Source organism: Clostridium sulfidigenes (assembly GCF_052067195.1).
GTDB classification, from domain to species: Bacteria; Bacillota; Clostridia; order Clostridiales; family Clostridiaceae; genus Clostridium_J; species Clostridium_J sulfidigenes.
In genome coordinates, this window is the sequence record NZ_JBQHQR010000001.1 from 280,900 (window position 1) to 303,018 (window position 22,119).

The 22,119-nt window shown below is 29.8% G+C and carries 20 protein-coding genes and 1 tRNA gene; 20 read left to right on the forward strand and 1 reads right to left on the reverse strand.

The features are described from left to right. From rpmA to ACTNBA_RS01455, 7 genes are all read left to right on the forward strand, one after another. Positions 1–303: a 50S ribosomal protein L27 gene (gene rpmA / locus ACTNBA_RS01425; RefSeq protein WP_346848395.1), complete on the forward strand. Its 303-nt coding sequence runs from the start codon at positions 1–3 to the stop codon at positions 301–303. Positions 304–521: 218 nt separating this feature from the next. Beyond that, positions 522–1,799 carry a GTPase ObgE gene (gene obgE / locus ACTNBA_RS01430; RefSeq protein ID WP_346867857.1) on the forward strand — a complete coding sequence of 426 codons (1,278 nt, stop codon included), beginning with the start codon at positions 522–524 and terminating at the stop codon, positions 1,797–1,799. Positions 1,800–1,820: 21 nt separating this feature from the next. Then, positions 1,821–2,114 carry a ribosome assembly RNA-binding protein YhbY gene (gene yhbY, locus ACTNBA_RS01435; protein ID WP_035128811.1) on the forward strand — a complete coding sequence of 98 codons (294 nt, stop codon included), beginning with the start codon at positions 1,821–1,823 and terminating at the stop codon, positions 2,112–2,114. Positions 2,115–2,230: 116 nt separating this feature from the next. After that, positions 2,231–2,839 (forward strand): nicotinate-nucleotide adenylyltransferase, encoded by a 609-nt coding sequence (gene nadD / locus ACTNBA_RS01440; RefSeq protein ID WP_441071951.1) that lies wholly within the window; start codon positions 2,231–2,233, stop codon positions 2,837–2,839. Positions 2,840–2,842: 3 nt separating this feature from the next. After that, the gene (yqeK, locus tag ACTNBA_RS01445; RefSeq protein WP_441071953.1) at positions 2,843–3,415 is read left to right on the forward strand and encodes a bis(5'-nucleosyl)-tetraphosphatase (symmetrical) YqeK; all 573 of its coding nucleotides are present in this window, start codon (positions 2,843–2,845) and stop codon (positions 3,413–3,415) included. Between the two features lie 59 nt (positions 3,416–3,474). Continuing rightward, complete coding sequence (locus tag ACTNBA_RS01450; protein ID WP_035128819.1) at positions 3,475–3,855, forward strand: RidA family protein; 381 nt, start codon at positions 3,475–3,477, stop codon at positions 3,853–3,855. A gap of 66 nt (positions 3,856–3,921) precedes the next feature. Then, a complete protein-coding gene (locus ACTNBA_RS01455; RefSeq protein WP_441071956.1) occupies positions 3,922–4,821 on the forward strand; it encodes an RluA family pseudouridine synthase in 900 nt (299 codons plus the stop codon). 134 nt (positions 4,822–4,955) lie between these two features. Here the strand turns inward: ACTNBA_RS01455 and ACTNBA_RS01460 are convergent, their stop codons facing one another. Beyond that, positions 4,956–6,251, reverse strand: a complete 1,296-nt coding sequence (locus ACTNBA_RS01460; protein WP_441071957.1) for a serine hydrolase — start codon at positions 6,249–6,251, stop codon at positions 4,956–4,958. A gap of 143 nt (positions 6,252–6,394) precedes the next feature. Between ACTNBA_RS01460 and ACTNBA_RS01465 the strand changes: the two genes are divergently transcribed. The 13 genes from ACTNBA_RS01465 (at position 6,395) to ACTNBA_RS01525 (ending at position 22,115) form a co-directional block, all read left to right on the forward strand. After that, a complete protein-coding gene (locus ACTNBA_RS01465) occupies positions 6,395–7,111 on the forward strand; it encodes a helix-hairpin-helix domain-containing protein (protein WP_441071959.1) in 717 nt (238 codons plus the stop codon). A gap of 108 nt (positions 7,112–7,219) precedes the next feature. Further along, positions 7,220–8,248: a selenide, water dikinase SelD gene (selD, locus tag ACTNBA_RS01470; RefSeq protein WP_441071961.1), complete on the forward strand. Its 1,029-nt coding sequence runs from the start codon at positions 7,220–7,222 to the stop codon at positions 8,246–8,248. A gap of 50 nt (positions 8,249–8,298) precedes the next feature. Continuing rightward, on the forward strand, positions 8,299–9,681 hold the full coding sequence (gene selA, locus ACTNBA_RS01475; RefSeq protein ID WP_441071963.1) for an L-seryl-tRNA(Sec) selenium transferase: 1,383 nt from the start codon (positions 8,299–8,301) through the stop codon (positions 9,679–9,681). A 76-nt stretch (positions 9,682–9,757) separates the two neighbouring features. Beyond that, positions 9,758–11,665: a selenocysteine-specific translation elongation factor gene (gene selB, locus ACTNBA_RS01480; protein WP_441071965.1), complete on the forward strand. Its 1,908-nt coding sequence runs from the start codon at positions 9,758–9,760 to the stop codon at positions 11,663–11,665. A gap of 85 nt (positions 11,666–11,750) precedes the next feature. Beyond that, a tRNA-Sec gene (locus ACTNBA_RS01485) sits at positions 11,751–11,847 on the forward strand. 268 nt (positions 11,848–12,115) lie between these two features. Beyond that, positions 12,116–12,337 (forward strand): Cys-every-fifth RiPP peptide CefA, encoded by a 222-nt coding sequence (locus tag ACTNBA_RS01490; protein ID WP_441071967.1) that lies wholly within the window; start codon positions 12,116–12,118, stop codon positions 12,335–12,337. Between the two features lie 194 nt (positions 12,338–12,531). Beyond that, positions 12,532–13,848, forward strand: coding sequence for a Cys-every-fifth radical SAM/SPASM peptide maturase CefB (locus ACTNBA_RS01495; RefSeq protein WP_441071969.1), 1,317 nt, complete (start codon positions 12,532–12,534; stop codon positions 13,846–13,848). An 8-nt stretch (positions 13,849–13,856) separates the two neighbouring features. Further along, positions 13,857–15,479: an ATP-binding cassette domain-containing protein gene (locus ACTNBA_RS01500; protein WP_441071971.1), complete on the forward strand. Its 1,623-nt coding sequence runs from the start codon at positions 13,857–13,859 to the stop codon at positions 15,477–15,479. A 515-nt stretch (positions 15,480–15,994) separates the two neighbouring features. Next, complete coding sequence (locus ACTNBA_RS01505; RefSeq protein ID WP_441071973.1) at positions 15,995–16,315, forward strand: PadR family transcriptional regulator; 321 nt, start codon at positions 15,995–15,997, stop codon at positions 16,313–16,315. A gap of 20 nt (positions 16,316–16,335) precedes the next feature. Next, complete coding sequence (locus ACTNBA_RS01510) at positions 16,336–16,959, forward strand: DUF2812 domain-containing protein (RefSeq protein WP_441071975.1); 624 nt, start codon at positions 16,336–16,338, stop codon at positions 16,957–16,959. A gap of 202 nt (positions 16,960–17,161) precedes the next feature. Continuing rightward, positions 17,162–17,557: a hypothetical protein gene (locus ACTNBA_RS01515; RefSeq protein WP_441071977.1), complete on the forward strand. Its 396-nt coding sequence runs from the start codon at positions 17,162–17,164 to the stop codon at positions 17,555–17,557. Positions 17,558–18,001: 444 nt separating this feature from the next. Next, on the forward strand, positions 18,002–20,281 hold the full coding sequence (locus ACTNBA_RS01520; protein ID WP_441071979.1) for a putative bifunctional diguanylate cyclase/phosphodiesterase: 2,280 nt from the start codon (positions 18,002–18,004) through the stop codon (positions 20,279–20,281). Between the two features lie 49 nt (positions 20,282–20,330). Further along, the gene (locus ACTNBA_RS01525; protein ID WP_441071981.1) at positions 20,331–22,115 is read left to right on the forward strand and encodes a ComEC/Rec2 family competence protein; all 1,785 of its coding nucleotides are present in this window, start codon (positions 20,331–20,333) and stop codon (positions 22,113–22,115) included. Positions 22,116–22,119 lie beyond the last annotated feature (4 nt).

The window sequence follows — 22,119 nt, forward strand, 5'->3', positions numbered from 1 at the left end:
ATGTTACTAATAAACCTTCAGTTATGTGCTCATAAAAAAGGAGTAGGTAGCTCTAAGAACGGTAGAGATAGTGAATCTAAGAGATTAGGGGTTAAACGTGCAGACGGACAATTTGTACTTGCAGGAAACATCCTTGTAAGACAAAGAGGAACAAAAATTCACCCAGGTACAAACGTTGGTATCGGTGGAGATGACACTCTTTTCGCTAAGGTTGATGGAGTTGTAAGATTTGAAAGAATGGGTAAAAGCAAGAAAAAAGCTAGTGTTTATCCAATCGATGTAGAAATTGCAATAGCTGAATAGTTAATTAAGCACCCGTAAGGGTGCTTTTTTATGACATAGGACAATTATTTACTCATAGGGCAATTATTTATTCTATGTTATAAAAAAACATCCCTAGGTGTTAATTAGTTTTAAAATAAAACATAGGTAAAATTATTATTTTTGTAAATAATAATAATATACGTATACTTAATTCGTAAAAATATCAAAGGATATTTTGTTAGGAAGGTGAAATAATAATGTTTATAGATACAGCCAAGATTTTTGTACAGTCCGGAGATGGTGGTAATGGTTCCATTCATTTTAGAAGAGAAAAATTTGCTCCACTAGGTGGACCAGATGGTGGAGATGGAGGAGATGGTGGAAGCGTCATATTAGTAGTAGATAGTAATATGACTACCCTATTAGATTTTTCTTATCACCGTAAATTCGTAGCTCCTAATGGAGGAAAGGGTGAAGGCTCTAAATGCTACGGAAGAGGTGGAGAAGATATTATTATCAGAGTTCCAATGGGAACTATAGTTAAAGACTTTGAAACAGATAAGATTATGTGTGACTTAGCTCATGATGGGGATAAATTTGTAGTATGTAAAGGTGGAAAAGGCGGAAAAGGAAATGCAAAATTTTGTACTCCTACAAGACAGGCACCAAACTTTGCAGAGCCAGGTATGCCAGGAGAAGAAAGATGGATTAAGCTAGAACTTAAACTTTTAGCCGATGTAGGACTTCTAGGATTCCCTAACGTAGGAAAATCAACACTTTTATCCATGGTATCTAAGGCTAGACCAAAGATAGCTAACTACCACTTTACTACTATAAAACCAAACCTTGGAGTAGTAGCTGTGAAGGGTATAGAACCTTTTGTTATTGCTGATATACCAGGTATCATAGAAGGAGCAGCAGAGGGAGTAGGATTAGGCTTAGAGTTCTTAAGACATATAGAGAGAACTAGAATGCTTATCCATGTAGTTGATATTTCAGGAGTTGAAGGAAGAAATCCTATAGAAGACTTTAAAAGAATTAATGAAGAACTTAAAAAATATAGCATAAAGCTATGGGATAGACCACAGATAATTGCAGCAAATAAATCTGATATGCTCTATGATGAAGAAGTTTATGAAAACTTTAAAAAAGAATTACAAGCTATGGGCTATGATAAGATATATAAGATATCTGCAGCTACCAATGAAGGTGTAGATGATCTTATGAAGGCTGCAGCTGAAATGCTTAGCACAATTCCAGTTAAGGAATTAGAGATTTCAGAAGATGATAAATTTATTCCTGAAGAAAAGAGATTTACCTATGAAATAAATGAAGTCGAAGAAGGTATATTTGAGATTACAGGATCCTTTGTAGATAGATTATTAACTAGTGTAAATGTAAATGAGCCAGATTCATTAAGATACTTCCATAAAGTTTTAAGAAACAAAGGAATTATCGATGAGTTAAAGGATATGGGAATACAAGATGGTGACCTAGTAAGATTAAATGATTTTGAATTTGAATTCTTATTATAGAATTAGGGGGAAATAAATAACATGATAACAACAAAACAAAGAAGCTATCTTAGATCTCTTGGAAGTCAATTAGCACCTATATTCCAAGTAGGAAAAGGTGGCATAGAAGAAAACTTTCTTAAGCAGATAGATGGGGCTCTAGAATCAAGAGAGCTAATTAAGATAAAAACTTTAAATAATAGTGGGATTACAGCAAGAGAAGCTTCAGAAATTTTATGTGAAGAATTAGGTTGTGAAGGAATTCAAGCTATAGGAAGTAAATTAGTTATATATCGCAAATCCAAGAAAAATCCTAAAATAGAACTTCCTAAATAATATACATTTAATTGAGTTTTAGAAACCTTTAAATATATGTAACTTTTAAACAAGTATTCCAATTGCAGTTGGTAAAATACTTCATATATGGTATTATAATTTAAAGAGGTAATAGCATGAAAAAAGCGATTTTTGGAGGAACTTTTGATCCTATACATATAGGACATATTCATATAGCTTATGAAGCACTATATAATTTAAGCCTAGATGAAGTCATATTTATGCCAAATGGTCGACCACCACATAAAAGGGCTAGGGCTGTGACAGAGGAGAAAATTAGGTATAAAATGGTTTCTCAGGCCATAAAAGGTGAGAAAAAGTTCTCCATAAGTGATTTTGAGATAAAAAGTGACAGTTTAAGTTATACTTATAATACTCTAATGCAGTTTAACCATAGAGAACCTTATACTCAATGGTATTTCTTAGTTGGAGTAGATAGTTTAATGACTTTAAGGCAGTGGAAAAATATTCACATCATATTAGATAACTGCACTTTAGTTGTGTTTTCTAGAACTGGATATGCTATGGATGATGTATTAAAAATGAAAAAGGATTTAGAGAAAGAGTATGGCAAAGAGATAATTTTGTTAGAAATGTCTCTTTTAGATATATCATCTACAGAAATTAAAAAGAAAATTTCAGAAGATAAAATGGTTAATTACCTTCTTCCCCAAGGGGTAGAGGAGGTAATTAATCAATATAATTTATATAGAAATAAGGTGTAAGGTATGTGGCAGGAAAATAGAATAAAAGATTATATAAAAATTCATCTTACCAAGGAGAGATATAACCATAGTTTAGGTGTAATGAAAACTAGTGAAGACCTTGCAAAACATTATGGTATAAATCCTAATAAAGGTAGAATAGCTGGGCTTTGTCATGATTGTGCTAAAAATTTTTCTGCCAATGATTTAATTAATAAAGCAAGGAGTAATGGAATAATTATTTCAGATATATATTATAAATCTCCTCAGCTTTTACATGGTTTAATTGGAGCATATATATCAAAGGAAATGTTCCGTGTGGAAGATGAAGATATTTTAAATGCAATAAAATATCATACAACAGGACGAGAAAATATGTCAACATTAGAAAAAATAGTTTATATTGCTGATTGTATAGAGCCTTCAAGAAATTTTAAAGGTGTGGAAGAATTAAGAACTTTAGCCTATGAGGATTTAGATAAAGCTCTTTTAAAATCCTTTGACGATACTATAACGTATATTTTATCTAGAAACTCAATAATGCATATAGATACCATTAAAGCTAGAAATTATTTGTTAGTTACTAAAAGAAACTGATATTACTAGGTAAAAATTATCTAATAATATATAATAATTTAATTTGGGGAGGCAAAAAAATGGATAAAATCATAATCAACACTGAAAAAGCACCTGCAGCTTTAGGACCATACTCACAGGCAGTAAAGGTAGGAAATTTACTATACACTTCAGGTCAATTACCAATAAATCAAGCTGGAGAATTAGTAAATGATGATATACAAAAGGCTACAGCTGTGTGCTTAGAAAATGTTAAAGCTATTCTTGAAGAGGCTGGTACATCTTTAGATAAAGTTGTAAAAACTATGGTATTTATAAAGGATATGAATGACTTTGCAGCCATGAATGAAGTATATGGAAAGTATTTCAATGCAAATCCACCTGCAAGATCTTGTGTTCAACCAGGTAAATTACCAAAAGATGCTTTAATAGAAATTGAAGTAATAGCAATAGTAGAATAATTAAGTATATGATTAAGCCTCCTACACAAGGAGGCTTAAATATTTATAAATAGAGGTGACTAGAAGATGAGTGTTATTACATATAAGGTAGGAAAAGAAGGCCAGGATGTGAAGATAAGAGACTACATGAAGGAGAATTTAAGTCTTTCTGGTAGATTCATTCGTGGTTCCGCTATGGATAGAAGATTAAGAGTAAATGGTAAGGAAGTAAAGCTTAACTATAAACTTCAAGAAGATGATGTTATTGAAGTTACTGTTAATGCAGAGGAAAGCCAAAATATAGAAGGTGAAGATTTAAACATAAAGGTTATTTATGAAGATGATGATCTATTAATAGTTGATAAGCCTCCTTTTATGGTAGTTCACCCAACTAAAAGTCATCCTATGGGAACCTTAGCCAATGGAGTTATTCATCATTTTAGAAGTAACAATGATAATTCAATAGTAAGATTAGTTAGTAGATTAGATAGAGATACTTCTGGACTTATTATGATAGCTAAAAATCAATTTTCTCACATGAATTTAGCAAAATCTATGGAGAAGAATTTAATTAAAAAGTCTTATTTAGCTATAACTCATGGAAACCTTGAAAATCAAGAAGGTACTATAGACCTACCTATAGGAAGACCTACAGATGAAACAATAAAAAGAGCAGTTTTAGAAGATGGTCAAAGAAGTATTACTCATTACAAGATAAAAGAGAGCTATAAAGAGGGAGCTTTAGTAGAATTGGTCTTGGAGACTGGAAGAACCCATCAAATAAGGGTACACTTAAGCTATGTAGGATGTCCTATATATGGAGAACAACTCTATAGTGATTTTAATGATGAAGAATTAATAAGTCGTCAAGCCCTACATGCCTATGCTCTAACATTGCCACATCCTCGAAGTGGTGAGATTTTAAACTTTGAAAGTACTCTGCCAGAGGATATGACAAAGCTTATACATAACCTTCAATCCAAATAGAAAATTCATAGCCGGAGACCTAGCAGCTCTTTACTCCACGTTGAAAAAGATAGGAGTATTAGAGTTGGAAGTCACGGGATAAAGAAATGGTGCTTCATTAGTTAATAATGCAGCACCATTTATATTTTGGTAAATTAATATTTATTTTTGTATGAATTATAAGAAGAGAAAAGTTTTTTTCGTTTTTGGGCTAATCTTCTTTTCTTAATAATATATATAATAGCCAATATTAGAAGAATAATTCCTAAAACTATTCCACCTATAATCATAAATAGATTTTTATAGCTTATAGTGTTATCCTCTGTAGTAACTAGATTACCAACTACAGGAAGCACTTCTTCTTCATAATCACTACCACTTAAAACCTCACTACTATAGCCTTGACCATTATAATTAACTGCAACAGTGGTAATAGGCTCCCCCTTATTAAAAAATTTATTACTAAGAGTATCCTTATTAATTACTATGGATGGCTTTTCTTTAGAACTATTATCCTTTGTATATAGTATGTCCTTATCAGCCAACAAAGGAATAATTGAACCATTAGTAGTTTCGTAAGTACCTATTTCTTCACCTTTTGAAAAAGCTTTTTCAGTGGAAAAGTTTTTAAAGGCCCAATCAAAAAGTTTAGGAGTTTCATCATAATAGGCTTTATTTTCATCAAATAATATTGCTATTATAAACTTGTTATTACCCTTACAAGCAGAAGCTACAAAAGAATGACGAGATTCATCAGTATAGCCTGTTTTACCAGCAATGGCATCTGGATAATAGCATTCATAAGCATCGTGAAGTAGTCTATTATCGTTCCAAAGAGGTCTTTTTTCTTTAAAAATATTTGTAGGCTGTAAGAAAGTAGATTTAGTTTTAGATATTTCAATATATTTTTCGTGATTTAATAATTCTTTTTCCATAAGAGCTAAATCATAAGCTGTAGTTCTATGTTTATCATCATAAAGTCCATGAGGATTTACAAAGTTGGTATTTTTACAGCCCAGTTCCTTTGCACGTTGATTCATTAATGCGGCAAACTCTTCAATGGAGCCAGAGATATGCTCTGCTAGAGCAGCAGCACAATCATTTGCAGAAACCATTATTACTGAATATAACATTTCTTCTACAGTCATCTTTTCTCCCACATCTACATAGATTTTTGAACCCTCAATGGTAGGAGGAAATTCACCTACAGTTACAACTTCATCTAGATCACAATTTTCTAGAGTTAGAAGTACTGTCATTAGTTTTGTTGTAGATGCTGGTGGATAAGGTTTATTTTCATCTTTCCCATAGACCACTGCCCCAGTATTAGCATCCATAACTACCACGCTTTTACCAGTTATTGAAGGTGGGTCTGAGTATGCATATGCATTACCATAACTTAATAAGGTTATAGTAAAAAATGATAATATGATAAATAATAGTTTTTTCATAGAAATCTCCTTACTATACATATTTAATTTTTATCTAGTAACTTTTTTAACACATAATACATAATTATATCAAAAAAAAGTTGGAAGTACGATAATAATTTATAAAAAATATGGATAAGATGTTAATTGAGAGGTGTATTAAAGTGAAATTAAAAGAAAAAATAATTGGAGCATTATCCATATTAATACTTAGCATTATATTTTTGGTAGCAGGATACATAATTAATCATAATAAAGAAGAAGAATATAAAGAGGTATTCCTTGATGAACAACAGTATTTCCAAAGCCAAAATTCAAAAGGTAATGGCGAAGATGAAAATACTGAGAATAAAGATAGTAATAATAAAGATAGTAATAAAAAAGATAGTAATAAAAAAGATAGTGAAAATCAAGAAAATGTAAATGATAGTAAAATAGTTGTAGATATAAAAGGTGCAGTGAAAGCTCCTAAAGAATATGAATTAAAAGCAGGTTCTAGAGTAAGAGACTTAATTGAAATAGCAGGGGGACTGACACCAGAAGCTGATGAGGAAAAGATATATTTTTCTAAAATACTAGAAGATGAACAATGTATTAAAATATATAAAATAGGCGAAGAAGTATTAGATTCAGAAATTGAAGTTGAAGAACAGCAGGAAAAGGGTACAGGAGCTGTAGATTCAAAAGGAAAAATAAATATAAATAAAGCAACGGTGGATGAACTAATGACCATTCCAGGTATTGGTCAAGTAAAAGCTCAAAGTATAGTAGATTACAGAAATGAAAATGGAAAGTTTAACTCTGTAGATGAACTGACAAATATAACGGGTATAGGAGTAAAAACCTTAGAGAAATTGAGAGATAAGGTAGACATAAAATGAGTATTAGTATAGAATTATTAAAGAATTAGTATAATTTTCAATACTAAATAAAGTTAAATTTAATAAAAAATAGTGTTTGTTTTTATTATAAAATAAGGAGGTAAAACCATGTCAAAAAGATTAACAGAACTTTCAAAGACCTCTGGATGAGCAGCGAAAATAGGGCCGGAGACCCTTTCAAAAATACTAGACAAATTACCTAAAATGTCAAATGAAAACCTATTAGTAGGAATAGAAACTTCTGATGATGCAGCAGTTTACAAGCTAACAGAGGATATAGCAGCTATTCAAACCTTAGATTTCTTTACACCAGTGGTAGATGATCCTTATACCTTTGGAGCCATAGCAGCTGCAAATTCCCTAAGTGATGTTTATGCCATGGGAGGAAAGCCTACAGTAGCCATGAATATAGTTTGCTTTCCTAATTGCCTTAATATAGATATATTAGGAGAAATTTTAAAAGGTGGCGCTGATAAAGTCATAGAAGCAGGTGCCGTAGTGATTGGTGGACATACTGTTGAAGATGACGAACCTAAGTATGGGTTATCTGTTATGGGAATAGTACATCCTGAAAAGGTCCTTAAAAACCATGGTTGTAAGGTGGGAGACGTACTTATATTAACAAAGCCTATAGGTACAGGAATTGTTAATACAGCTATAAAGGCAGAAATAGCATCAAAGGAAGTATATGATGAAGCTGTAAAGGTTATGAGTACCTTAAATAAATATGCAGGTGAAATTATAGTAGATTACAATATAAATGCATGCACAGATGTTACTGGCTTTGGAATAATGGGTCATGGATATGAGATGGCATCAGCTTCTGATATCACTATAAAGTTATTTAAAGATAAAATTCCAGTGATTAAAGGTGCTAGAGAATATGCTGAGATGGGTTTAGTGCCTGCAGGAACTTATAACAATAAAGGATATTTAGATGGCAAGTATAAATTAGAGAATATTCCAGAATGGTTAGAGGATGCTTTATTTGATCCACAAACCTCAGGAGGTTTATTAATATCTACTCCTCAAGATCAAGTTCAGTCTATGATGGAAAGATTAATGAAGTTAGATATAAAACCTGCTATTATTGGTGAAGTAATTGAAAAGGGTGAAGTGCCTCTAGTGGTAGAATAGATAGTTGTAAAATTATTGGTATCTTATTAAAAATGCATGGGAGAAGTAAAATGAATAAGGAATTATTAAGAAAATTACCTAAGATAGATGAACTTTTAAAACTTCAATCAGTAAATAAGTTAATAGAAGAAAATTCTAGAACCATAGTTTTAGAATCCTTAAGGGAAGCCATAGAATTTTATAGAAATGGTATATTAAAAGGCAATGTAGATAGTTTAAATACAGAGCAAGTACTAGATTTTGCAGTTCATACTCTAGAAAGCAAAAACAAAATGCACCTAGAAAGGGTGATAAATGCCACAGGAACTGTTATACATACTAATTTAGGTCGTTCACTTTTAGGAAAAAAAGCTATAGAAAATGTGATAACAGTGGCAGGTAGCTATAATAATTTAGAATATGACATTGAAAGTGGGAAAAGAGGTTCTAGATATTCTCACATAGAAGAAATTATTAAAAAGGTTACTGGAGCAGAAGCTGCCATGGTAGTAAATAATAATGCTGCTGCCATAATGTTAGTTCTAGATACCTTAGCAAAGGAAAAGGAAGTCATAGTTTCTAGAGGAGAACTAGTAGAAATAGGTGGATCCTTTAGAATACCAGAAGTTATGAAGTTTAGTGGAGCTAAGCTAGTGGAAATAGGAACTACTAATAGAACTCATCTATATGATTATGAAAATAATATAAGAGAAAACACAGGAGTACTTTTAAAGGTTCATACCTCTAACTTTAAAGTTTTAGGCTTTACAGAAGGAGTGTCCTTAGAGCAGCTTGTAGAACTGGGAGAAAAGCATGAAATTCCAGTGGTAGAAGATATAGGTAGTGGAGTTCTTATAGACTTTGGTAAATATGGTTTTACCTATGAACCTACCGTCCAGGATAGCATAAAAAAAGGTATTGATGTAGTAACCTTTAGTGGGGATAAAATGTTAGGTGGTCCACAGGCGGGAATCATTGTTGGTAAAAAGAAATATATCGATAGAATGAAAAAGAATCAATTAACTAGGGCCCTAAGAGTTGACAAAATGACTTTAGCAGCCTTAGAAGGTACCTTAAAATATTATATAGATGAAAAAGAAGCTATAGATAACATTCCATCTTTAAATATGATTTTGATGCCTAAGGAAGAAGTTAAGAAAAAATGTATACTTCTAAAGAGAAAGCTACAAAGTAAGACTCAGGACTTTAAATTTTATATAGACAAAGGCGAATCCATGGTAGGTGGAGGGTCTATGCCTACAGAAAAAATTGAAACCTATGTAGTTAAAGTAACCAGTGAAAAATTTTCTCCAGAGGATATGGAGAGAAAACTTAGATTAGGAGAAACTCCACTAATAGCTAGGGTTTATAATGATGAGCTAGTTTTAGATGGAAGAACCTTATTTAAAGAAGATTTTGATGAAATAGTACAATGTTTTAAGGCTATAGAGTAGATTAGATCAATCAGGTGGGTTACTACCTACCTGCTCTATTATAAAACAGATGCTTTGAAAGGATGAAGTAAAATAGATGAAGCATATAATTATAGGTACTGCTGGACATATTGACCATGGTAAAACTACCCTAATTAAAGCTCTTACAGGAAGGGAAACAGATACTCTACAAGAAGAAAAAAATAGAGGAATATCTATAAATTTAGGATTTACCTATTTTGACTTACCTTCAGGGAGAAGAGCAGGAATAATTGATGTACCAGGTCATGAGAAGTTTATTAAAAATATGTTAGCAGGAATAAGTAGTATAGATGTGGTGTTACTTGTAATAGCTGCTGACGAAGGAATAATGCCGCAAACCAGGGAACACTTTGAAATATTAAAACTTTTAAATATAAAAAAAGGTATAGTAGTATTAACCAAGTCAGACTTAGTAGAAGCTGACTGGTTAGATATGATAAAGGAAGACATAAAGGAAGAATTTAAGGATACTTTTTTAGAGGATGCACCTATTCACGCAGTATCCTCTAAGACTAAAATGGGTTTTGAAGAATTAATTGTGGATATAGATAAATTAACTGAAGAAGTAGAAGCAAAGGATACAGAAGGTCATTTTAGATTACCAGTAGATAGATCCTTTAGTATAAGTGGTTTTGGTACAGTGGTAACTGGAACTATAATAAGTGGAAAGGTATCCCTAGGTGATACCGTGGAGATATATCCAGGTAAGGTTAAGGCCAAGGTTAGAGGAATCAGAGTCCATGATGTGCCTTCAGAACTTGGAGAAGCAGGACAGCGTTGTGCCATAAATCTTGCCAATATTAAGGTGTCAGAGGTACAAAGAGGTAATGTGGTAGCTAAGGAAGATATTATGGAGCCCTCTTTAATCATAGATTGTAAGTTGTACCATATAAAAACCGCTGAAAAATCTATAGTAAATAGACAAAGGGTAAGGCTATATCATGGTACAGAAGAAATAATCTGTAGAATTATACCCTTAGATAAAGAAGAAATTAAACCTGGACAGTGGGCTTACGTTCAACTGAGACTAGAAAAGCCTATTACAGCTCAAAGAAATGACCGCTACATCATAAGAAGCTATTCTCCTATGAATACCATAGCAGGAGGTATAATAATAGAGCCTAATGCTAAAAAATCTAAGAAGGTTACTGCTGAGTATTTAGAAGAATTAAAATTAAAAGAAAGTGGTAAATCTACTAATATTTTAGAAAATACAGTGAAAAATTTAAGCGATACCTATCCAGATTCTTTAGCTATATTAAAGAGTCTTGGTAAAAACATGGATAACATAGAAGAGGAATTAAAAGCTTTAGAAGATCAAGGAACCATAATAAGACTAGGTGGACAGGATAATAGCATATTCATCCATAAAGATTTCTTAAAGGATAAAACAAAAGAATTAAAGGCACTCATAGAAGATTTCCATAAAAAGAATCCATTAAAATTTGGAATGTCTAAGGAAGAAGCTAAAAATAAAATATTTACTAAAAAATTAAAACAAAAGAATTATGATGAGATATTAAACATGTTAGTAGAAAAGAAAACATTAAAAGTAAGTGAAAAGTTTATAGCTTTATATGATTTTAATGTAACCTTGAATAAAGAACAAGAAAGAATGAAAAACTTTATAATAAATGAATATAAAAAGTTAAAGTTTACCCCTCCTAAATATGTAGACTTAGGTCAAGGGGAAAAAGATAGAGCAGGATTTAAGATGGTATATGAACTTCTAATAGATAAGGAAATTTTAATTAAATTAAATGAAGACTGCACTCTTCTTAAGGAAAATTATGAAGAAGCTAAGAATAAGGTAAGAAATTATATCCTTGAAAATGGCTCTATATCAGCAGCTACCGCTAAAGAAATTTTTGAAAGTAACAGAAAATATACCATTGCTATCCTAGAACATCTAGATAGTATAAAATTCACTAAACGTGTAGAAAATGATAGAGTAATGTATTAATAGTGAAAAAAATCAAGTATTGATGATTTTAATACTTGATTTTTTATCTATTACATCTTATAATACCAAGTGTAGGAAGTAATATGGGAGTAGATAGGTGCTGGTGTGCCTGCCGGTCTTCAAAACCGAGTTGCCGTGCTAAGACCACGACGGGTGAGTTCGATTCTCACATATTCCCGCCAAAGTAATATAAGGACTTGAAAGTTAGTAATACCAACGGTAAGTAACTTTTGAGTCCTTATTTTATGCCTAAAAAACTAGAAATATGTTTGTAGGCTGCGAGAGTAAATTGAAAAATATCGATGAAATTTGTTGTAATAAAAAGTAAAATGTTTTAAAAAAATACAGTAAAAATATTGAAAATGAATAATTCAAATGGTAATATAGGTATATGTAATACGTAACACGTACTACATATACCTATATTTTATTTGGAGGGGAGGAGATTTTATGAAGTATATTGGAAATGCCTATGGCGCAGGTGGAATTAGCCCAATGTGCGCAGTAGATGGATGTCCAGCTAAGGCTTGTGGAGCTGATGGATGTGCAGGTAAATTATGTGGCGGAAACGCATGTGGTGGAAATGCATGTGGAATTGAAGCATGTGCAGTAGATGTTTGTCCTGTAGATGCTTGTTGGATCGATATTTTTTCAACTACTGGTGAAAATTAGGAGGTGTTTATATGTTTATTGGAAATTTATATTCAGAGGGAGATCATTACAAGGGAACTATAGAAACAGCTTGTTGGATTGACGCTTGTGGAGCTAAGGTTTGCGGACTTAAGTTCTGGTAAAAAAATTAAGAGCATTAGAGAGCAAGATTTTACTGTAATCTAATGCTCTACATATTGGAGGGATATTAATTAATGAAGTATTCAAAATTTAATCTTTTAATACCATACAATAAAGAAGAAAATATTTTATTTAATACATTATCAGGAAATAGTTTTTTAGTTGATGATAAGACTATGGGAAAAATGAAAGAAAATGATATGAGTGAAATAGATGAAGAGCTAAAAAAAGAAATGATTGAGAAAAAATTAATAGTACCAGATGAGATAGATGAAAATAGATATTTTGATTTTTATCATAATAAAGCTAAGTATGGAAATAATAATTTATCTTATACAATTTTATTGACATGGGCATGTAATTTGAGATGTGTATATTGTTATGAAGGTGCAGGAGAGGCAAAGAGTAATTCAATGACAATAGAAACAGCTAATTCTATAATAAAACATATAAAAAATGAATCTCTTCAAAGAGGAACAAAAAGTGTAAACATTATACTTTTTGGAGGAGAACCTCTAGTAAATTATAAAGAAGGAGAACACATACTAGAAGAACTTAGTCAATTTTGTAAAGAAAACAATATGACACTTGTAACATCAATTATAACCAATGGTACATTGTTAGACGAAAGAATAGTAGAATCATTAGTTAAATATAATTGTAAGTATGTACAAATAACAATAGATGGAACGAGAGAAATTCATAATACAAGAAGAATAGGAAAAAATGGAGAAGGAACCTTTGATAAAATAATAGAAAGCTTAGAATTGCTAAAAAAATACAAGGACAAGCTGCATACAGTAATTAGAGTAAATGTAGACAAAACTAATATAAAAGATATGAATGAACTTATGGATTTCTTTCATAGCAAAGGGCTTGATGAATTAAGTATAGATTTTGGAATAGTAAGAGGGGGAACAGATGCATGTTCATCCTATGAAGATAACTGTTATGTAGAGGAAGAATTAGGTGATTTATTAAGCAATTTGTGGACAAAGGCAGGTAAAGTAGGCTTTGATGTTAAGAGAAGACCAATGAGAAAATGGACATACTGTGGACTTAATTGTGATAATAATTTTACCATTGAACCAAGTGGAGAAATGTATAAGTGCTGGGAACATACTGGTGAAGAAGAACATAGAATTGGTAAGTTAGATGCAGATGGAAATATAAAAGATATAACATATAAATATTTTGAATGGATGACTAGAAATCCACTAAATGTAGAGGAGTGTAGAGAGTGTGTATATCTTCCAGCATGTGGAGGTGGATGTGGATCAGTTAGCTATGGAAAAAGTGAGAAGTATGAAGATTCAGGTTGCTTTAAAATAAAGGGGATAGTAGAAGAACAAGTTAAGAGTTACTTTTCAGAAATTATAAATAAGGGTTAGTGAGTTTAATGAAAATATTTCGTTTAATTCAATTTAGTCTATCAAAAAGAAAATCTGAGTTTTTTACATTTTTGATTTTAAGTATTTTATCATGGAGTATTAATATAATAATGCCTTATATTATTGGAGATTATATTGATAATTTAATAAATGTAAAAGCAATGGAAAATATATATCGTTTTACATTAATATCTATCGTACTTACGATTTTTGCAATAATAAGCTCATATCTATCAAACATGAAAAAAGTAAAAATTGTTACTAATATATCTTATGATTTAAAAGAAAAGTTATTATTACAGTTGACGAAAACAAGTCAAATTGAATTAAAGAAAAAAGATGCAGCTTATTTAAGTCAAAGAATCTTTTCAGATACAGAAGAGATATCAAGTTTTTTTATAACTAATTCAATAGGTATAGTAATACAGGTATTAAGTATTATAATTGTAGGATTTATGCTTTTTAAAATAGATTGGTTAATGAGTTTAGTATTAATGATATTTGTTCCTATATATATTATTTCTTATTTAGCATTTAAAAAGCCTTTATATGAGAAAGGATATTCAGTAAAAGAAGAAGAAAATATATTTTTTTCAGATGTAAGTTATAAAATAAGTAATATTTATTTTATTAAGTTAAATTCTTTATATCAAAATATATTAACTGAAGTACGTGAAAAATATGAAAAGTTATATAATATCATTATGAAATTTACTAAACTGGCTTATATTTTTTCATCGCTAGGTTCTACAATAAATAATTTAGCCAAAATAGCACTTATATTTATAGGTGGAGTAAGAATTATAAGTGGTAATTTAACTATTGGAGAATTTACAATAATGAGCAGTTATTTTGCTATTTTTATTGGAGCAGTAAATTACTTTTTAGAATTAGGAAAAACCTATCAAAGTGCTTTAATATGTCTTAATAGAATAGGGGAAGTTAGTACTTTAGAAAAGGAAAGTAATGGAAGTGAACTGGTGGGACACATTGATGAGATAGAGTTAAAAAATGTTTCTTTTAGTTATAATGGTAATGGAAATATTTTTAAGCCCATCAGTTATTTATTTGAAAAAGGAAATATATACTGTATTGTTGGAGAAAATGGAAGTGGAAAAAGTACTTTAATTAATGTCATATTAAATATATATAATAATTATCAGGGCGAAGTATTTATAAATAATAAAAGTATAAAAAATATAGATATGATTTGTGCCAGAAGAGATTTATTTTCAGTTGCAGAACAAAATCCTGCTTTATTTGAAAGCAATTTGGAGGCAAATTTGAAATATTCAATAGATAATTGTGACCTTGAGCTTTTAAATTATTATGTAGAAGCGTTCAAATTATATAATGGAGAGTCCAGATCAAATTTGAGCGAAAAAAAAGTAAATAAAAAGAATGACACCATATCTGGTGGAGAAAAACAAAAAGTTTCATTAATTAGAGCACTTTTAAAAGATTCACATTGTCTCATATTAGATGAACCATCAACATATTTAGATGAAGATGGAATGAATGCGTTAAAAAAGATTTTATATGAAGTTAAAGATAATAAGATAGTAATTATAGTTACACACGATGATAAGATAAGAGAAATCGCAGATCATGTTTTTTCTGTTAATAAGTAATATTTTTGAGATTTTTAGATATTAACCCATGACTACAAGTCTAATACTCCCATATTTTTTTTAATGAGAATAAAGAGTTGCTACGTCCGTGGGTAAGTATTTCACTAAAGGACAACAACCTATTAGTATGGAAATATTGATACTGAAAAGTCTGTTAGTGAGTATCAAAAATACTGATATTGAGAACTCTGTTAGTAGGTATCAATAATGCTGATACTAAGAAGTATATTAGTATGTATCACAATAGGATACTAAGAAATCTGTTTATGGTAATATAAATTTTTCTCTTGCATTTAATTCAATAGAGTATTAAAATGATGTACTACGTAGAACATATTAAGTAATGTGTAGTACATCTTTTTATTATAGAAAAGTTTACTATAAAAGGATCTAAAGACAACAATAGATTAGTAATATTGATTTTAGATTTACCACAATAATACATAACAAAAAGTTTAAAGGCAATAACAGAGTAATTAATATTTGGAATTGGAGGTTAATAATAAAAATTAAAGATGGAAGATAAGTATAAACCATTAACAGAATCAACCTATTATGTAATGATAGCATTTCTTTATGAAAAACATGGATATGCTATAAAAATGTTTTTAGAAGACAAAACTCATGGCAGAATTAGTTTAGGACCTGGCACTCTATATGGAATTATAAATAAACTCAGTGAAAAGAACTATTTAACCCCTATAGAAGATGATGATAATGACAAAAGAAACTCTTACGAGTTAACAGATGAGGGAAAAGAAGTACTTAAGAATGAATATGAAAGAATAAAAGAAATCTATACCTTTGGAGAAAGATTTATTGATAAGAAGTTATAAATTTAAAGGGAGGTAAAAAAGTGATAAAAAAATTTAGGTTTTTTTTAGATCCAATTGAAGGTCAGGAAAGGTGGTTAAACAATATTGCAAAACAAGGATACAAACTAGAAAGTGTATCTCAAAGGGGATGTTTATATACATTTTCAAATGAAAAAGATAACCACTATATTTACACAGTAGAATTAGTTTCTAATCGCAGTAATGAGTATATTGACAATTATATAAAAGAACTAAATGATTTTGGAATTAAGTGTTTTATAAAGGGAAGTAACCTTGGACAGTATTCTTTTGGAAAATTTAAACTTAGACCATTTATTAAAGAAAGTAAATCTAGAGTTGCAACTTCTAAAAGTATAAATAGGGAATTATTAATTTTGGAAAAACCGAAGGAAAAGGATGAAGATAAATTTGAAATATATACAGATGTAGAGGATATTAATCAATATTACTCTAATATGGTTTCCTTATTTAGCTATTTTACATTAATTCCATCATTATTTTTACTTTTAGTTTTATATGATCTTCTATGGAAAGGAAACTATAATACTTTAGAATTAAAGATAATTCTTGCAATTGTTTTATTTATATTCACAGTTTTTTGGGGATATAAAAGTTTATATTATAAGAAAAAAGTCCAAAAGTAGAAACCTAATCAGTAAATAGATAAATAATTAAATGAAATAACAAGTAAAATATACAGAAAAAGTAAGGCTGGTATTGAAGGTGTACAAAAACAATGATATAATAATTATATTATAATACGAGTGACGTATTATAATGCAATTATCAGACAGGAGGTATAGTTAAAATTTTAAGAATATTTGTTTTATTTTTAGGAGGTATATTTTGAAAAAGTTAGTATTATGTTTTTTTATCATTGCATTAACATTTATGTCATTGGTAGCTTGTAATAACTATAGTACAGAGAATTCAAGTTATAAGATTAATAGTGGAGACATAAGTAAAGATAATAATGGGATAAAAGGTTCTTATAAAGAATACAACGGATATTATGAATATAGTGTAAAATTTGCAACAGAAGAAGTGAAATTTCATATTGATTCAGAAACTTTAAATGGTGATATAAATATTAAATTGATAGACAAAGAAAAAAATGAAGTTTTTTCAGTAGAAAAACCAGATGATTTTAAAAAAGATGTGGAGATAAACAAAGATGAAAAATATACTATTGTCATAGAAGGAAAAAATCATGAAGGTGATTTTAATATTAAATGGGAATAGATTAATTAAAATAAATACTTAAAAGGGAGTAAAACTCCCTTCCTTTTTTTGTAACGGGGTCAGACCCCATCCCATAAAATGGGAGGGGGTCTGACCCCGTTACTTTTTTTGGAAACCCGCATGAACACAACAAATAGTTAACTAGTTAACTATTTATATAGTTTTATAGGTAAATAGGTAACTATATAAATAGTCATATAGTTACCTATACAAATATTTCTATATTTACATATCATTTCATTGATATATTCATACAATTTTATATTTACATACCCTATATTAACTTCAATGAAATTATAAATGAAAATTTTTATTATATAAATAAAGGATTTTCATCCTAAAAAAAGAATAATAGATATTACATTTAAGAATAGAAAACTTATATTCTATATTGGGAAATAAGTTATATATTATATTTCTACGATTGTAAGGGAGAAATGGATTATGAAGAAAGTTTTGACAGTGGTATTAGTAGCAATTTTATATTTATCCTATTTCGGAGCAACCGTTGTAAAATCGAATTTTTTTGGGAACATTTTGTCTCCCATTGTAACTTTTATAGCAGCTTATTATGTTTTTAAAGGTTTTTATATGGAGGAGAAAAATAAGACATTAAAAACTTCAGGATTATTTTTGGCTCTAAGTATTTTAAACTGGGCTGTTTGTGATGTTATGTGGGCAGTGGAAGCTATAATTCTGAAAATTAATCCAGAACAAGTTAGTGCTATAGTAAGTGGGTATTTATTAACTAATTTACTGTTACTATGTTCCTTAATTATAGGTGGATATGATCAATTTAAAAAATGGAATGCAACCCAGGTTTTAATTGATACTGTTGCAATAACAATCTGTACTATGACTTTAGTTTGGGTTATATTTTTAAATACTGATATGCAAAATGCAATACTTATGAAAAGTGATTGGATTTTTATGATTTGTGTATTTGTAGACTTTTTAATATTTATATGGGTTGCTAGTTGGTTCTTGTCTATAAGAAAAGGGAAAATACCTTTATATTTAAGGGTTACAGCTGGTTCATATATACTTTATATAGTTTTTGATATTATTTATTATTATGAATATTTTTACAGCCTATATGAGCCGAATTCATTATTAGATGCTGCATATGCAATTGCTTTTGGAATGGCAGCTATAGGGTCAATTATTAAAATTAAAACTCAACATAAGATAGAACGTACTGAATTCATGAATAGTGGTAGAAATAAAAAGGGGCTTTTATTATTAACTGCTCCAATAATTTTAATCCTATTTAAAGGGGTGCAGTTAGAATATTTATTATTAATGCTTATTGTTATTACCTTTTACTATATACACTCAAATCATGTTCAAACCAATATACTTAAAGAAGAATTATTAAAAAATGAAAAGCAATTAAACTTAAGATTGGAAAGCAAGGTTCAGGAAAGAACAAAAGAGTTAAATGATATGATAAATAAAGATGTAGTTACAGGATTACATAGTAGGAGATATTTTCTTCAACAGATAGATAATAATATTAATAGTCTGAAAAAAGATGAAAATATTATTCTTTTTTACATTGATTTAAATAAATATAAAATGCTAAAAACCATGTTTGGTAATTATATTGGAGAAGAAGTATTAGTGGAAATAGGAAAGAGACTTAAAGAGTATGTTTACAGAGAAGAAGATATTTTAGCTTCCTTTGGTGAGGATGTTTTTGTTCTTACTAAGGAAGGTTCTTATACCTATGAAGATGGACTAGAAATGGCTAAAAATCTTATACATGCCTGTAGTGACATATTTACCATTGAAGAGTATGATATACGAGTTACTTTAAATGTAGGAATATCTATATATCCCCTTGATGCAAAAAATAGAGACGAAATGATTAAACATGCAGATATAGCCATGCTACAAGCTAGGCTATTAGCATTTAATAGGGCAATGGTCTTTACCCAAAAACTAGGAGAATTAGCATTTGCTAAAAATGAAATTGAAATTATGATTAAAAAAGCTGACTTTAATGAAGAATTTCAATTGTATTATCAGCCACAAGTATCCATTGAAGATGAAAGAATTATAGGCTTTGAGGCACTTATGCGCTGGCAAAGAAATGATGGAAAATTCATTTCTCCTGGTGAATTTATTCCCATTGCAGAGGAAACAGGATTTATAATTCCCATAGGATATTGGGTTATGGAAAATGCCATGGCACAGCTATCCCAGTGGAAGAAAAAAACTAAAAAACACCTTAGAATTGCAATCAATGTTTCTGTAAGACAGTTAAAGGATAATAGTTTCATTATAAAATTAAAAGAAATCATGGAAAGATATCATATTGCACCTGAAGAAGTAGAAATTGAAATTACAGAGACTTTAGAATTGGAAGAAGATATAAAAGTTAAAGATACATTGTTAAAGATTAATGCAATGGGGATTTCAATAGCTGTTGATGACTTTGGAACTGGATATTCTTCTTTATATTATTTAAAGCAGTTACCAGTAGATAGGATAAAAATAGCCAAACCTTTAGTAGACCTAATAGATAAAGATAACTATGATTATGCAATCGTTAAGGCTGTAATTACCGTTGCTAAAGCAATAGGGGTTCCTGTAATAGCTGAAGGGGTTGAAAGAAAAGAACAATTGGAATGTCTAAGAAAATTACAATGTGATGAGATTCAGGGATATTACTTTGCAAAGCCAATGCCAGCAGAAGAAATATATAAAAATTGGTTATAAAACTGAATTACAATTTATTACTTTGGCAATGATACTACAGGGTGATATTATGGATAAATCAATGGTTCAGATATGCTTGGCAGGGATTTTTGGATGTACTATATACTTTTTATATAGCTACATGGGAATTTTACCAGCTGTAGTTTTTATAGTAATTTATATACTTTTACTTAAAAAAGATTTTAAGAAACCCCTAGCTTTTATAGTTATGGGGTTTTCTGTATTGTTTTTTATAAACTGCATTATATATTTTTATTCCATGGACCTAGGGGAAAATATTAAGTGCAGAATCGTAGAGGAAGGGAAGGATTACTATATTGGTAGTCTTCAAAATAGAAGAATTAAAATTTTTCCTAAGAACAAGGAGATTCAATTGGGAAGGCAGTACATATTAAAAGGAGAATTTCATAGAAAGGTAGATTATAGTAAAGGAATTGTAGGTGAGTATAACCTAATAGCTTCAAAGCCTTTAAAGGAAGATTTAATATATAAGGGATACTTGATAAAAAGTCATCTTTATAATAAGCTTTTAGCTGCTACGGATGAAGAAGGAGCTGCTATTATACTAGCGGTAAGTGGTGGTGATGATAGCTATATTGATTATGATAAAAGAGAAGAATTCAATGCTCTAGGTATATCTCATATAATAAGTGTATCAGGACTTCATGTATCATTAATTTATGTTGTACTTCAAAGTATAATTGGATATAAACTAGCTTTAATAGTTCTTTTCTTTTATGTTATATTTACTGGAGGAAAAAGCTCTACCTTTAGAGCCTTTATAATGATATTTTTGCTGGTATTAGGCCCTAAGGTGAAAAAGACCTATGAAGGTATATCAGCCTTAGCCTTTGCAGCATTTTTACTTCTGTTAATAAAACCTTACTACATATTAGATATAGGTTATGTACTTAGCTTTTTAGCCGTATTAGGAATCTTCACTTTAAATAATAAAATTAAAAGGAAATTTTATAAGCTCCCCAATTTTATAGCCACCTCCCTTAGTTTAACCTTTAGCTCTATGATTTTTACTACACCCTATATAATAATGAGATTTAATGCTGTGAGTTTAGGTGGACTTATTTCTAATCTATTTCTGATTCCCTTTTACACCTTTCTATTAGTTTTAGGTAACCTTCTACTTCTATTTATTAAGGTTCCGGCAGTGTTTAATCTTTTGTCTCTCATTACTAACTCAGTGCTACTTATAATTAATACCATGGAGGATTTTTTAGTTAATCTTTTGCCCTTACCCTTAGAATTTACTTACATAGAAGGAGTTATGATTCTCATATTATACCTAAGTTATATCCTTATAAGAAGAGGGGTGAAGTCTTTAAGATACTTGCCTATATTACTATTTCTTTTAACTATAAAGCAGCAATATATAATTTACCCGGAAATAAATTTTATAGGGGGTAAAAAGGCAGATATTGTAGAAATAAACTATGGTACCAGAAAAGTAATGGTATGTAAGCAAAAGGTGAAGTTGAAATATGTCTATGAAAATTATAAGGGGTTAGATAGAATCTATGATGAATTTGAAGAAGAGCTAACCTTAAAACTATCAAAGCATTGCATTATAGATGTAGAAGATAAGGATGGAGTTCTCTCTTTAAAAATAAATCATAGGGGTAAAATTAGTAATATAATTATAGACAAGGAATATGAAAAAGAAGCCACTCAATGCTGTTATAAAAGCAATTCTTCATCAACAAGTCCAAACTGTGATATAATAAGGATTAACAGAAAAAGAGAAGGAATTATTCTAGGACATTATTATGAAAACTATAAACTCATAGGTGGAGAATTATATCATAATTATGTTCACTAGAATA